Below are 13,774 nucleotides of genomic sequence, written 5' to 3'. Positions count from 1 at the left end.
AAGGGTCGAAATGGCAGGCAGGGAAGGTCCCCGTCCGGGCGGGCGAAGCGCCAGGGTGCAGGCATCGGTGCACGGGGCCGCGCAGGCCCTTATGACACGAATGGAGCGCACGGAGATCACCATTCCGATGATCGCCGTCGAAGCGGGCGTCACGCCCTCGACCATCTATCGCCGTTGGGGCGACATCCAGGAACTCCTGGCGGATGTCGCTGTCGAACGGCTGAAGCCCGACATGGAACCCGTCGATACCGGAAGCGGTGGCGAAGATCTCCTCGCCTGGGCCGTCCAATATGCCGAGGAGATGTCCTCGAAACCCGGGCGCGAGATGATACGCGACGTGCTGGCGGCGCAGGACGGGAGCGGCGCCTATCAGTGCTGCAACTTCACCAAGCAGCAGATCGAGGTGATCGCAGCACGCGCTGCGGACCGTGGCGAAGCATTTCCTGAGGTCGACGCCGTCATGGACCGCGTCGTCTCACCGATCATGTACCGCATCCTTTTCGGCGAGGCGCCGGATACGGCACATGTCGCGCGTCTGGTCTCGGGCGCAATGGGACTGGTTTCGAAAGCGCCCGCTTCCGTCTGATCAAAGCGCGTATGCACCGACGTGACGGCGGTGCCGGAAGCGGCCGAGCATTGCGATGGCCAACACGAGGACCGCACCCAGCGCATAGGCGAGCACATCCCACCAGTCCGGCGTGGCTCCAAGCACGATCCTCAAGACGGGATTGGAAATGCGGATATCGAAACTGGCCGCCAGATACTGCGCAAGCTCGATCGCCACGCCTAGCAGGAAGGCGATACCGGCGAGCAGCTGGGGTCGAGCTTTCACCGCCGATGCAAGCGTGCAGTACACCCACATCACGGCAAGGACATCGCCGGAAAAACTGCGGACCCAACCCCATCCGGCCCCACGCGTCGCCAGCACGACGAGGACGACGAAAAGAAGGATGGAAAACAAGAAGGCGGTGCGGTCGAAGCGGAGTTCCATGGCGAGCGATGTAACGGGATGCGACCCGCCTGTCGAGCGGTGAGGCTCGGCAAATGGCGCGATGGCCAAACCGAGGATCACCGTATCCATCAACGAACCTTCGTGCCGGCCAACCCCTATTTCAAATATACGTAAAGTCACATTCTCGTACCGTTAGCCTGTTTTTAACAAGCAGGGTCGGCAGCGCCTGCGGGCGTTGGCTGGGCGCAAAAGGCTGGTGTCTGAAAGTCGCGGCCAGGCGGCGTTGCTCTTTCGATGAGGGCATCGGCCTGAAACGCCTATGCCTCTCTTCAGACTGTCGAAACCACAGAATGGGGAATTGGAGAACCCGGCACGCCTCAGCGACGACCCTGCCGCCCGAGGTGCCACTCAGCCAGTGACCGCCCCTTCATTGGCCGGGCGGGCCAGTGCGGCAAACTTTGCCAGCACACCGCGTTTGTAGCGCGGTTCCGGCTGCCGCCACTGGGTGCGCCTTCTTGCCAGCTCTTCCGGATCCACTTCGAGTTCCAGCAACTGCCGATGGGCATCGATGACGATCCGGTCGCCCTCCTCCACCAGCGCAATCGTGCCGCCTTCGAAGGCCTCCGGCGTGACGTGGCCGACGACCATGCCCCAGGTTCCGCCCGAGAAGCGGCCGTCGGTGATGAGACCGACGCTGTCGCCAAGGCCCCTGCCGATGATCGCCGAGGTCGGTGCGAGCATCTCCGGCATTCCCGGGCCACCTTTCGGCCCGAGATATCGCAACACCAGGATGTCGCCGGGCCTGATCCTGTCCGACAATATGGCGTCCATTGCCGATTGTTCGTCCTCGAACACACGCGCAGGGCCGCTCATGACAGGGCTCTTCAACCCGCTGATCTTGGCGACAGCACCGCCTTCGGCAAGATTTCCCTTCAACACGGCGAGATGCCCCTCGCGATAGAGCGGTCTTTCATAGGGCCGGATAACCTCCTGGTCTGAGCGGGGCTGGTCCGGAACATCTGCAAGTTCCTCACCGATCGTCCTGCCGGTGATCGTCAGGCAGTCGCCGTGCAGAAGGCCGGCATTCAAAAGGATCTTCAACACCTGCGGCACGCCGCCCGCCCGGTGCAGGTCGACGGCCATGTATCTACCCGACGGTTTGAGGTCGCAGAGGACGGGCACGTTGCAGCGAACGCGTTCGAAGTCGTCGAGTGTCCACTCGACCTCTGCCGCATGCGCGATGGCGAGGTAGTGCAGCACGGCATTGGTCGATCCGCCCGTCGCCATGATCAAGGCAACGGCATTTTCGATCGACTTGCGCGTGACGATGTCCCTGGGCTTGATGCCCTTCTTGACCGCTTCGACCAGGACTTGAGCCGACTGAGCGGCACTGTCCGTCTTCTCCCGGTCGGGATTGGCCATGTTGGAGGAATAGAGAAGCGACATGCCGAGCGCCTCGAAGGACGAACTCATCGTGTTGGCGGTGTACATGCCGCCGCAGGAGCCGGTCGACGGACAGGCATTGCGTTCGATGCCGTCGAAATCCTCTTGGCTCATCTTGCCCGCCATGAAGGCGCCGACGGCTTCGAAGGCGGAGACGATCGAAAGGCTCTGCCCCTTCCAGTGGCCAGGCTTGATCGTGCCGCCATAGACATAGATCGCCGGAACATTGGCGCGGAGGATGCCGATCATGCCGCCCGGCATGTTCTTGTCGCAGCCGCCGAGCACGAGCACGCCATCCATCCACTGCCCCTGCACCGAGGTTTCGACGCAGTCGGCGATGACCTCGCGGGACACGAGCGAATATTTCATGCCTTCGGTGCCCATCGACATGCCGTCGGAAATCGTCGGCGTGCCGAAGATCTGCGGATTTGCACCGGCAGCCTTGATGGCAGCGACAGCGGCGTCGGCCAACGGCTGCAGCCCGGCATTGCAGGGCGTGATCGTCGAATGACCGTTGGCAATACCGATCATCGGTTTGTCGAAATCGGCTTTCTCGTAGCCGAGCGCATAATACATCGCCCGGTTGGGGGATCGCGCGACACCTTGCGTGATGTGTTTCGAGCGCTCGTTGTAGGCCATGATTTGCTCCCTCGGTTCATTCAAGGTCGAGTTTACTGGCGTTCAGCAGGCCTGTGAAATATACTTTTTTCGCACAAATAAGTCGTAGAACATATCAATCGGAATGCATCATGGATTTGAGGCAACTTCGCCAATTCGTCGCCGTCGCCGAAGAGCTGCATTTCGGCCATGCGGCCGCTCGCCTCAACATGACCCAGCCGCCGCTCAGCCAATCGATACAGGCACTGGAGGGGGAGCTGAAGGTACAGCTGTTCAAGCGCACCAAGCGGAACGTGGAACTGACATCCGTCGGCAGGCAATGGCTCGCCCATGTCCGCCAGGTGCTTGACGGGGCGAACGGCCTTGCCGACACCGCAAAAAGGCTGTCACGCGGCGAGATCGGCCACCTGCGTTTGTCCTTCGTCAGCACAGCCGACTATAGCGTTCTGCCCGACATGGTCAGCCGCTATCGCGCGGCCTATCCGCATGTGGAACTGACGATGCGCGAAGCCACCAGCGATATCCAAATCGAGGCGTTGCTCGACGAAGAAATCGATGTCGGGCTGATCATTGCCCCCAGCCAAGCGTCGCTTCATCCTGCCCTTTCCTACCAGGCTTTGCTGCGGGAACCGCTGGTTGCCGCGGTGCCGACGGCCTGGATCAACGAAGGACGAAAGGGGTTTGCTGGAAAAATCCTGGAGCCAGCCGACTTCTTCAAGGCGCCATTCATCGTTTTTCCACGGCGGGCGGCACCGGCTTTTCACGATATCGTCTCGGGATATTTCGCCGAACATGGGCTGGCGTTCACCGCCTATCAGGAAGCCATCCAGATGCAGACGATCGTCGGTCTGGTCGCATCCGGGCTGGGGGTGGCGCTGGTGCCGCAATCGATGACCAATCTTCAGCGGCGCGGGGCAACCTATCTGCCGCTGGCCGGCAGCGTACCGGAGGTGGAAACCGGCCTTGCGTGGCGCAGTTCGGACCAGAATCCGGCACTCGACACCTTCCTTGCCGCGGCGGTACCGGCCGATAACAGGTGACCGCGCGTTGTCGGCTGGTAGGGCGCGCAGCGCAACGGCATCCCTGGAACATCAACTGCACGCTACCGCATCAGGCCGCGCAGGTCGGGCATGCGGTTGCTGATGATGGTTTCCATCGAAAAGAAGCCGGTGACCGTCATCAGGTCGAAATCGGTGATGAGCTTCTGGTAGAAGGCGTCATAGCCAGCCATGCCACGCGTCACCACCTTGATCAGATAGTCCCAGTCGCCGCCGATCCGGTAGAGGTCCGTCACCTCCGGCAGACGCTCGACATGCTTGCGGAAGTTGTCGGCCCATTCCTTGGAATGATGGCGGGTGCGGATCATCACGAACACGGTAAGGTCGAAGCCGAGCGCTGCGACGTCGATTGCGGCATGGGTACCAAGCACAAGCCCGCTGGCGTTCAACCGTTGCAGGCGCCGCCAGCAGGCGTTCTGCGACAGTCCGACTCGGTCGGCCAGATCACGCTGCGAAATCGTGCCGTCCTTTTGCAGGCAGGACAGGATCCGCATATCAATTTCGTCAATCTTTTCCATTTCAGCGATCACATGACCCGATTTTGACTCGCAGAAGCATAAGAATGATGAAGTTTGCATGCAACCGATCGATTAGACTTATCGTCTGTCCGACTCCGGGAGGAAACGATGACGACGCCGTGCCCACGCCAGCCCTATCTTACCGGCCCGCTCGAAGCATTTCGGGAAAGCCTCGCCGGCGACAACGCAATCGCTGACCTGCGGGCTGGGCTCGTCGGCAAGACTGCAAAGATCGACGGTCCCTTCGGCGTCAAGAACCTCGTCTATGCCGACTATGTCGCATCGGGCCGGGCATTGATGCAGATCGAGCATTTCATCCTCGAACAGGTCCTGCCCTATTATGCCAACAGCCACACCGAGGCGTCCTACTGCGGCGGCTCGATGACCAGGCTCCGCCGCGATGCGCGCGCTGTGATCGCCGCCTGCTGCGGCGCCGGACCTGAGCATGCCGTCATTTTCGCCGGCTCCGGCGCCACCGCCGGCATCAATCGGCTGGTGAGCCTGCTGGGTGTTACCGAGGCGGTCGCCACCGGTCGGCGCGTGCGCATCCTGATCGGGCCCTATGAGCACCACTCCAATATCCTGCCCTGGCGCGAAAGCGGCGCCGAGGTGGTCGAGATCGCCGAGTGCCCTGCCGGCGGGCCGGATCTCGTCGCACTCGACGACGCGCTGAAGCAACCGGCCGATCTCGTCGTCTGCGCCTTCTCCGCCGCCTCCAACGTCACGGGCATCGTCACCGATGTTGCGGCCGTCACCCGGATCGCGAAGGCGGCAGGCGCAAAGATGGTGTGGGACTATGCCGGTGCTGGGCCCTACCTGCCGATCGACATGTCGCCCGACGGCGCTGCCGCGATCGACGCCGTGGTCATCTCGCCGCACAAGTTCATCGGTGGTCCCGGCACGTCAGGCATTCTGATCCTGCGGCGTGACGCGGCCGTCACCGCCAAGCCATCCTGGCCCGGCGGCGGCACCGTCAAGTTCGTTTCGCCCACCGGCCATGACTATAGCCAAAGCCTGGAAGCGCGCGAGGAGGCCGGCACGCCGAACGTCGTCGGCGATATCCGCGCCGCACTCGCTTTCCTCGTCAAGGAAGCGATCGGTGCCGAGGCAATGCAGGCCAGAAACGCCGAGCTGACCCGTCGCGCTATCGCCGCATGGCAAGGCATCGAGCGGCTGGATTTGCTCGGTCCTCTCGGGCCACAGCGGCTGCCGATCTTTTCCTTCCGCGTCAAGGACGGCAAGGGCGGCCATGTCCACCAGCAGCTCGTCACCCGCATGCTCAGCGATCGCTTCGGCATTCAGGCGCGCGGTGGCTGCGCCTGTGCCGGTCCCTATGTGCACCGGCTGCTCGGCATCGATGACGAGGAATCGCAACGCCTGCGCGACGCCATCCTTGCCGGACAGGAAATGCTGAAGCCGGGTTTTGTCCGGTTGAACTTCAGCGTCCTGCTCGCCGACGAAGAGGTGGCGTTCATCCTCGACGCCGTCGCCAAGCTCGCCGCCGACGCAGCCAGCTACGAGCAACACTACGATTTCGACCCGGCGCGCGCCATCTTCTTCCCGCGTGCAGCGCTTGCAGCGGAGGCCTGAGGCATGGCGAGGCCTGACATTGCGGCTTTCTTCGACCCGCGAACCTGGTCCGTACAATATGTGGTCAGCGACCCGAAAACGCGGGCCTGTGCGATCATCGATCCGGTGCTCGACTTCGACGAGAAATCCGGCGCGATAGCGACAGGCAATGCCGACCGGCTGCTCGACTTCGCGCGAGCGCAGGACCTGGACGTCCAGTGGATCCTGGATACCCATCCGCATGCCGACCACTTTTCCGCCGCCGCCTATCTGAAGGCCAAAACCGGCGCGCCCACGGCCATCGGCACGCAGATCGTCAAGGTCCAGAAATTATGGGCCGACATCTACAATTGGCCAGGCCTGAAAACGGACGGATCGCAATGGGACCGGCTGTTTGATCGTGGCGATACGTTTCGGATCGGCAGTCTCGAGGCCGGGGTGATGTTTTCGCCGGGACACACGCTGGCATCGATCACTTACCTCATCGGGGACGCTGCCTTCGTGCACGACACGGTGTTCATGCCGGACAGCGGAACCGCGCGCACCGATTTCCCCGGCGGCAGCGCCAACGCGCTGTGGGCGAGCATCCGCGACATCATGGCCCTGCCGGACGATACCCGTATCTTCGTCGGCCATGACTATCAGCCTGGTGGACGCGAACCGCGCTGGGAAAGCACTGTTGCACTGCAGAAGGCGGACAACATCCATTTGACACGCTATGTCTGCGAAAGCGAGTTCGTCGCGTTCCGCGAGGGACGGGACCGAACGCTGCCGATGCCCAAGCTCATCCTCCATGCCCTGCAGGTCAATATCAACGGCGGCCGGCTTCCGGAGCCGGAGGAAAACGGCCGGCGCTACCTGAAATTCCCCATCGACGCCCTGCAAGGTGCCGCATGGTCCTGACGGCGCCCCGTTCGCGGGCACGTTCCGTGTCCCGGCCATCTTCCGGCTTCGGTGCATCTCGGGCGACAGCGTTCGCCCCCCAGCCCGGCGCCGAATGATGACGCTAGACCTCGTCCAATACATTCTGGCAGCCTTGAGTGGCGGTCTCGTCGGCTTCAGCCTCGGACTGTTCGGCGGCGGCGGCTCCATTCTCGCCGTGCCCCTCCTCGTCCAAGTCGTCGGGGTGAGCAACGTGCACGTGGCGATCGGCACGAGCGCCGTCGCAGTCGCAGCCAATGCGCTTTCGGGACTGGCAATGCATGCGCGGCACGGGACGGTGAAATGGCGCTGCGCGGCAATGTACTGCGTCACCGGCATCGGCGGCGCCTGGATCGGCGCAGCACTCGGCAAGGCGCTGGATGGCCAGCGGCTCTTGCTGTTGTTCGCGGCACTGATGGCCGTCGTCAGCGTGACCATGTTGCGGCGGCGCCACATGGTTGGCGATCCGGCGTCGAGCTGCACACCAAGAAACGCACCGAAGGTGCTCTCCTTTGGCGCCGGAACCGGCATCATCTCAGGCTTCTTCGGGATCGGCGGCGGGTTCCTGATCGTTCCGGGCCTGATGGTTTCAACCGGCATGCCGACGATCAACGCAATCGCCACGTCGCTGGTTGCCATTACCGCTTTCGGCCTTACAACCGGGGCAAGCTACACCTTCTCCGGTCTGGTCGACTGGCCACTCGCTCTCTCCTTCATCGGCGGCGGAGCCCTTGGCGCGCTTACGGGCTGTCGCGCCGCCCACAGTTTCAGCAAGTACCAATCGACGCTGAACCTGTTGTTTGCAGCCCTCACCTTCGCCGTCGCCATTGGTCTGGCGTTCTACGCATGGTGATAGGGCCGTCGGCGCGGCGCGTATGGCTCTTCGACGACACGCGGACCGAACAACCTGTTTGCCGGAAATTCTCTATCCTCGGCTTCATGTTCGGCCACAAATGTAGCTAATCTACATTTCTTTTTACATATGTAGATTTGTTCATTATCACGATGAGGACGCACGGCGAGTGAGACCACGAAGGCCCAGGCAGGGTTCTCGGGAGAGGCCGATGCGATCGTCTGGAGGAAATCAATATGTCACGCCGTTTCGCGCTGGCTTCAGCGCTTGTCTCCCTATGCTCAGTTTTCTCGACCGGCAGTGCCTATGCTGCCGGAATGACCGTCTATTGCCCGATGTCGGAAGACGATTGCGCCTCCGTGCTGAAGGCATTCAAGGACGATAGCGGCATCGAAGCACCGTTCGTGCGCATCGGCGCCGGCGAAATCCTCGCCCGCATCCGCGCGGAAAAGAGCAATCCCCAGGCTGGGCTGTGGCTGGCAGGTGCGGCCGACAACTTTATCCAGGCCGCCAACGAGGGCCTGCTCGCGCCGCACAAGAACGCCGGCATCGACAAGGTAGACCAGCGCTACACCGACAAGGAAGGCCGCTGGACCCCCATCTCGATCTCGCCGATCGTCTTTGCCTACAGCCAGGCGGTTCTCGACGAGACCGGCGCCAAGCCGCCGACAAGCTGGAAATCCTTTGCCGACCCGGCCTTCAAGCAGAGCGTCGCCCTTGCCCACCCCGCATCCTCGGGAACGGCCTACGTGGCTCTTGCCTCGATGGTCCAGCTTTTCGGCGAGGAGCCGGTCTTCGAGCTGATGAAGAAGATCGACGAAAACGTGGTTCAGTACACGCGCTCCGGCGTCGCGCCATCCCGCATGGTCGCCAACAACGAGATCGCGCTTGCCATGGCCTATACTCAGGATATCGAGGCCGCACTCGCGCAGGGTTATCCCGTCGGCTACGCGTTTCCCGAAGAGGGCACCGGCTTCGAGGTGAATGCGGCAGCGGCAATCGCCAACGCATCCGAGGAGCAGTCGAAGGCCGCCGCCAGCTTCCTGGACTGGGTGCTCACCGAGAAGGGCCAGGCCGCCATCGGCGCAACGTTTTGCGGGCCGATCGTGCCGGGCTACAAGAATCCTGAAGCCAAGATCGACCTCTCCAACGTGAAGATGATCGACTACAACTTCAGCTGGGCCGGCGAAAATCGCGCTCGCCTCCTGGAGCGCTATGAAAACGACGTACGCCACAAGGCTGACGCCAAGTAACGCCGGCAAGGAGCCCCGCCATGACCCTCGTCTCGCAAGCGACCCCGTCCGGGCGGACGGGGGCATCGCCGGCCTTCCTGCGCAAGATCGTCGTCGATCCCTGGCTGTTCGGCATTTTCGCCGTCGTCACGCTCTCGGTGCTCGTCTTCGCCGCCTTGCCGATCTTCACCGTTCTGAAGCAGGCTGTGATCACCGACCGCGGCTTCGATCTCGCCGCCCTCGCCGACGTCCTGTCGAAATCCTTTGTCTGGGAATCGTTGTTCAACACGCTGCTGCTCGGCGCGACTTCAGCAGTGATCGCCACCGTGATCGGCTTCGTGCTTGCCTTCTCGGCAACACGCACGACCATGCCCGGCAAGACCTTCGTGCACGGCGTGGCGCTGCTGCCGATCATCTCTCCACCCTTCGTCATGGCGCTCGCCGTGGTGATCCTGTTCGGGCGCTCGGGCCTCATCACCCGCGAACTGCTCGGCATACGCAACGCAAACGTCTACGGCTTTCACAGTCTGGTTCTGATCCAGTCGCTCGCCTTCACGCCGATCGCCTATCTCAACATCCGCGGCATGCTGCAATCGATCGACAGCGCGCTTGAAGATGCTTCCGCCACGCTCGGCGCCTCACGCTGGATCACCTTTTCACGGGTGACGCTGCCGCTCGTCACGCCGGCGATCCTGAGCTCGGGATTGCTGGTCTTCGTCAAATCGGTCGAGGATTTCGGCAACCCGATGCTGATCGGCGGCAACTTCAACACACTCGCGGTCGAAGCCTATTCGCAGATGGTCGGCTACTTCGACCTGCATTCCGGCGCGCTGCTCGCAAGCCTCATGCTGGTTCCCTCGATCACAGCCTTCCTTATCCACCGCTACTGGGTCAGCAAGCGAAGCTACGTGACCGTAACCGGAAAGCCGACGGCTCAGACGATCCGCATTTCCGGCATGGCCGTGGTGCTGCCGCTTTCGATCCTCTGCTACGCTATCGTCTTTGCCATCCTGCTGTTCTATCTGACGGTCATCTACGTCTCCTTCACCCGCCTGCCGGGCATCGACAACACGCTGACGACCGACCACTACGCAACGGTGTTCACCGCTGGCTTCCAGACGCTCGCCAACTCCTTGCTGCTGGCCGGCGTCGCCACGCCTGTGACGGCCATTGCAGGCATGCTGATCGCCTATCTGCTGGTCAGGAAGGCGTTTCCCGGCAGCTTCCTGCTGCGCTGGGGCACGCTCCTTTCCTTCGCCGCACCGGGCACCATCCTCGGTATCGGCTATGTCAGCACCTTCAACGCGCCGCCGCTGCTCCTGACAGGAACCGCCTTCATCGTGGTTGCCGCCATGGTGGTGAAGAACCTTCAGGTCGGTATCGAGGCAGGCTCGAACCAGCTTCGCCAGATCGACAAGTCGATCGAGGAAGCCTCGATGACGCTCGGCGCGTCCAATACGCGGACCTTCTTCCAGATCACGTTGCCACTGCTCAAGCCGGCGCTGTTCACGTCACTTTCCTATGCCTTCACGCGGTCGCTGACGACACTGAGCGCGGTGATCTTCCTGGTTTCGGCCAACTGGACGCTGATCACGGTCACGATCCTGTCGCAGGTGGAAACGCTCAAGATCGGCGTCGCAGCGGCTTACTGAAGCATCCTCGTCTTCGTCGTGCTCGCCATCCTGGCGCTCATGCAGCTTCTCCTGTCGTCGACATCGCCCAAGAGGTAATCCCATGTCGAAAGTCATCTTCTCCAATATTTCCAAGCGTTTCCCCGGTGCTTCCGGTACGGCCGCGGGCCTTGCGGTCGACCGTCTCAACCTCGTCATCGAAGAAGGTACGCTGGTGACGTTGCTCGGCCCCTCGGGCTGCGGCAAGACGACGACTCTTCGCACGCTTGCCGGTTTCGAGACGCCCTCGGAGGGCACCATCACCATCGGCGGACGCGACGTCACCAATGTCCCCGTCAACGCGCGCAATGTCGGCATGGTGTTCCAGAGCTACGCCCTCTTCCCGCATATGACGGTACGCGAAAACGTCGAATACGGCGTGCGTCTTCTCAACCTGCCGCGGCATGAGATGAAGGATCGCGTCTCCTCCGTTCTTGCGACGATGGCGCTCGAAACCTACGCCGACCGCTCGCCGTCACGTCTCTCGGGCGGCCAGCAGCAGCGCGTGGCGCTTGCGCGTGCCGTCGTGACCCAGCCGAAAGTGCTGTTGTTCGACGAACCGCTCTCCAACCTCGACGCGCAGCTTCGCGAACGCATGCGCGACGAATTGCGCGCCATCCAGCTTCGCCTCGGCATCACCAGCCTCTACGTCACCCACGACCAGAGCGAGGCCATGGCGATTTCGGACCGGGTCGTGGTGATGCGCAACGGCGTCATCGAACAGGACGACACCCCGCTCAACGTCTATTCGCGTCCCGGCACCGGCTTCGTCGCCGAATTCATGGGAAAAGCAAACATCCTGATAGGCAGCGTCGAAACGACGGATGAATCCACGGTGTCGATCCGCATTGCCTCCACGGTCGCCTTCACGCTGCCGCGCGGCAACCGTGCCTTCAAGCCGGGCGAACAGGTGCGCTGCGTCGTGCGACCGGAACATATCCGTGTCGACGCCAAGGGCGCGACGCAGGCAAAGGTGCGCCGCGTGGTGTTCCAGGGCGCATATGTCGAATACCTGACCGATCTGGAGGGCGGCCAGGAATGCGTCTTCCTCGACAGCAATTATTACCGCACGGGCGTGGCCGAAGTCGGCCAGATGCTGGGCCTGTCGGTCGACACTCGGCCGGTCTGGATCCTGCCGAACAATGAAGCCGCCGAATTGGGAAAAGCTGCATGACCATCAATCAACCCATCCTCCGCGATCTCCACGAGACGATCGTAAGCGTTGCCAGGGAGGCCGCGCTTGCAGCAGGTGCCGTGGCGCGCAAGGGCTTCATCGAAGCAAGCCCCGAGAACCTGCAGACCGAGCAGAAGGCAGGCTTCTTCGACATCGTGACGGCCTGCGACAAGGCGGCGGAGGCGGCCGCCTGCGACATCATCTGGTCGCGTCTGCCGCAATCGCGCATCCTCGGCGAGGAAAGCGGCTGGCAAGGTGAAAGCGAGACGACCTGGATCATCGACCCGATCGACGGCACCAGCAATTTCGCTTCCGGCCTGCCGTTCTTCTGTGTCTCGATCGCCGCCTACCATGCCGGTGAGCCGGTCTGCGGTATCGTCTACGATCCGATGCGGGAAGAGCTGTTCATGGCGAATGCCGGGCGTCTGACGCTGAACGGCGACATCGTCTCGCCCTTCTCGCGCGCAAGTAGCGACCGTCACGTCGAACTGCTGAGCAACGCCCCCTATGAGGGCGAGCGGCCCGATCTGGCGGCACTCGAGGCCTATGCCGATCTCGTCACCTCGTTTCGCGCCGTTCGGCGGCTGGGTTCCTGCGCGCTCCACCTCGCCTATGTAGCGGTCGGGCGGGTCGCCATCGCCTATGAGTCCAAGTTCAGCGCCTGGGACATTGCAGCCGGCCTTCAGCTGGTTGCCGCAGCCTCCGGCCAGATTATCGCTCAAGACGCAAACGGGCAGCGTATCGAGCCGAGCGAACAAGCGCTTGGAGCGGTGAAAAGGCTCGTTGTCGCGCAGGCCGGTTTTGACTATCAATCGTCCTGCCTGTCGAAGCTGATGGCAGATGGCAAGTTGTAGTCCAATTGCGAAAGACGCTTTATGACACGTGCACTCAAGCTGCCAATACGATGGGTCCCATGCTGGATCTGATCAGGCAATCCCTGTCCCAGTTCACGCCCGCCGAGCGCAGGATCGCGGAAGCGATCCTCGACACGCCGAGCACGGCGATCACCTGGTCGATAACGGATGCGGCGCGCGTCGCCAAGGTCAGCGAGCCGTCGATCATCCGCTTCTGCCGCAGGCTCGATTGCGATGGCTTTCCGGATTTCCGTCTGAAGCTCGCCCAGCAGCTTGCCGTTCGCCAGTCCACGGCAGCCGTGGCCGAAAGCGGGACCGATCCATTCTCCGGTATGGTGGACGACATATTCAACCGCGCAGCAGAAGCCTTGCGCGAGGCGCGGCATGACCTCGACCTCGATTCCCTGCGTCGCGCCGTGGACCTTCTGGCGAAGGCGCGCCGGATCGACGTCTATGGCTATGGTGGATCCGGCTTTCTGGCAGGCGAAGCGCAGCATCGCATGGCCTCTCTCGGGATCGCGAGCGTCGCCTATTCCGATCCGACCTTGCAGATGGTCTCGGCTGCGCGCCTCTCCCCCTCAGATGTGCTGTTCGTCCTCTCCTTCTCAGGCCGCACGAGCTACCTGATTTCCAACATCGAGATCGCCAAGAAGTCGGGCGCCCGCGTCGTCGCCATCTCTCCCGGCGGCTCCATCGTCGCCTCGCTTGCTGACGAAAACATCAATCTCAATGCCTATCGCACATCCGCGGGCCCCCTCATCGTGCCCACCGGCCGCGCGCCGATGTATGTGATGCTGGATGTGCTCTTTGCGCTGCTGGCACCTGAACTCGACAAGGCCGATTGAACCGCGCCGGGTGAGGCGCTCCGGTCGCCGTCGTGATGCCCGGCACGACGGCGACCGGAATGCCGTC

Annotated in this window: 13 protein-coding genes; 10 read left to right on the top strand and 3 right to left on the bottom strand. The window is 62.6% G+C overall.

Annotation, left to right across the window (positions count from 1 at the left end):
* Positions 1 to 10: 10 nt before the first annotated feature.
* Positions 11 to 586, top strand: a complete 576-nt coding sequence (locus ASD02_RS16880; RefSeq protein WP_057213116.1) for a TetR/AcrR family transcriptional regulator — start codon at positions 11 to 13, stop codon at positions 584 to 586.
* Here ASD02_RS16880 and ASD02_RS16875 read toward each other — a convergent pair whose 3' ends face one another.
* Entirely contained in the window at positions 587 to 1,081 is a 495-nt protein-coding gene (locus ASD02_RS16875; RefSeq protein ID WP_234907849.1) for a DUF2809 domain-containing protein, read from the bottom strand.
* A 279-nt stretch (positions 1,082 to 1,360) separates the two neighbouring features.
* Positions 1,361 to 3,034 carry a dihydroxy-acid dehydratase gene (gene ilvD / locus ASD02_RS16870; protein ID WP_057213114.1) on the bottom strand — a complete coding sequence of 558 codons (1,674 nt, stop codon included), beginning with the start codon at positions 3,032 to 3,034 and terminating at the stop codon, positions 1,361 to 1,363.
* Between the two features lie 110 nt (positions 3,035 to 3,144).
* On the opposite strand from ilvD, the gene ASD02_RS16865 reads away from it, so the two are divergent.
* A complete protein-coding gene (locus tag ASD02_RS16865; protein WP_057213112.1) occupies positions 3,145 to 4,053 on the top strand; it encodes a LysR family transcriptional regulator in 909 nt (302 codons plus the stop codon).
* 62 nt (positions 4,054 to 4,115) lie between these two features.
* Here ASD02_RS16865 and ASD02_RS16860 read toward each other — a convergent pair whose 3' ends face one another.
* The gene (locus ASD02_RS16860) at positions 4,116 to 4,589 is read right to left on the bottom strand and encodes an Lrp/AsnC family transcriptional regulator (RefSeq protein WP_038577978.1); all 474 of its coding nucleotides are present in this window, start codon (positions 4,587 to 4,589) and stop codon (positions 4,116 to 4,118) included.
* Positions 4,590 to 4,697: 108 nt separating this feature from the next.
* Here ASD02_RS16860 and ASD02_RS16855 point away from each other — a divergent pair, with 108 nt between their 5' ends.
* The 8 genes from ASD02_RS16855 to ASD02_RS16820 all read left to right on the top strand — a co-directional run bounded on the left by ASD02_RS16855 (position 4,698) and on the right by ASD02_RS16820 (position 13,707).
* Positions 4,698 to 6,179: an aminotransferase class V-fold PLP-dependent enzyme gene (locus tag ASD02_RS16855; RefSeq protein ID WP_057213110.1), complete on the top strand. Its 1,482-nt coding sequence runs from the start codon at positions 4,698 to 4,700 to the stop codon at positions 6,177 to 6,179.
* A 60-nt stretch (positions 6,180 to 6,239) separates the two neighbouring features.
* Positions 6,240 to 7,061: an MBL fold metallo-hydrolase gene (locus ASD02_RS16850; RefSeq protein ID WP_244494231.1), complete on the top strand. Its 822-nt coding sequence runs from the start codon at positions 6,240 to 6,242 to the stop codon at positions 7,059 to 7,061.
* Positions 7,062 to 7,158: 97 nt separating this feature from the next.
* Entirely contained in the window at positions 7,159 to 7,932 is a 774-nt protein-coding gene (locus ASD02_RS16845) for a sulfite exporter TauE/SafE family protein (protein ID WP_025429540.1), read from the top strand.
* Positions 7,933 to 8,168: 236 nt separating this feature from the next.
* The gene (locus ASD02_RS16840; protein WP_057220914.1) at positions 8,169 to 9,185 is read left to right on the top strand and encodes an ABC transporter substrate-binding protein; all 1,017 of its coding nucleotides are present in this window, start codon (positions 8,169 to 8,171) and stop codon (positions 9,183 to 9,185) included.
* A 20-nt stretch (positions 9,186 to 9,205) separates the two neighbouring features.
* A complete protein-coding gene (locus ASD02_RS16835) occupies positions 9,206 to 10,816 on the top strand; it encodes an iron ABC transporter permease (RefSeq protein WP_082555553.1) in 1,611 nt (536 codons plus the stop codon).
* Positions 10,817 to 10,898: 82 nt separating this feature from the next.
* Positions 10,899 to 12,008, top strand: a complete 1,110-nt coding sequence (locus ASD02_RS16830; protein WP_057213104.1) for an ABC transporter ATP-binding protein — start codon at positions 10,899 to 10,901, stop codon at positions 12,006 to 12,008.
* Positions 12,005 to 12,862 carry an inositol monophosphatase gene (locus ASD02_RS16825; protein WP_057213102.1) on the top strand — a complete coding sequence of 286 codons (858 nt, stop codon included), beginning with the start codon at positions 12,005 to 12,007 and terminating at the stop codon, positions 12,860 to 12,862. The genes ASD02_RS16830 and ASD02_RS16825 overlap by 4 nt, the downstream gene beginning before the upstream one ends.
* Positions 12,863 to 12,921: 59 nt before the next feature.
* Positions 12,922 to 13,707 carry a MurR/RpiR family transcriptional regulator gene (locus tag ASD02_RS16820; protein WP_057207641.1) on the top strand — a complete coding sequence of 262 codons (786 nt, stop codon included), beginning with the start codon at positions 12,922 to 12,924 and terminating at the stop codon, positions 13,705 to 13,707.
* The last annotated feature ends 67 nt before the right edge of the window (positions 13,708 to 13,774 follow it).

This window comes from Ensifer sp. Root1252, assembly GCF_001425885.1.
Taxonomy (GTDB): Bacteria; Pseudomonadota; Alphaproteobacteria; order Rhizobiales; family Rhizobiaceae; genus Ensifer; species Ensifer canadensis.
The sequence above is the reverse complement of the archived record's forward strand: the minus strand, read 5'-3'. Positions and strand labels throughout refer to the sequence as shown.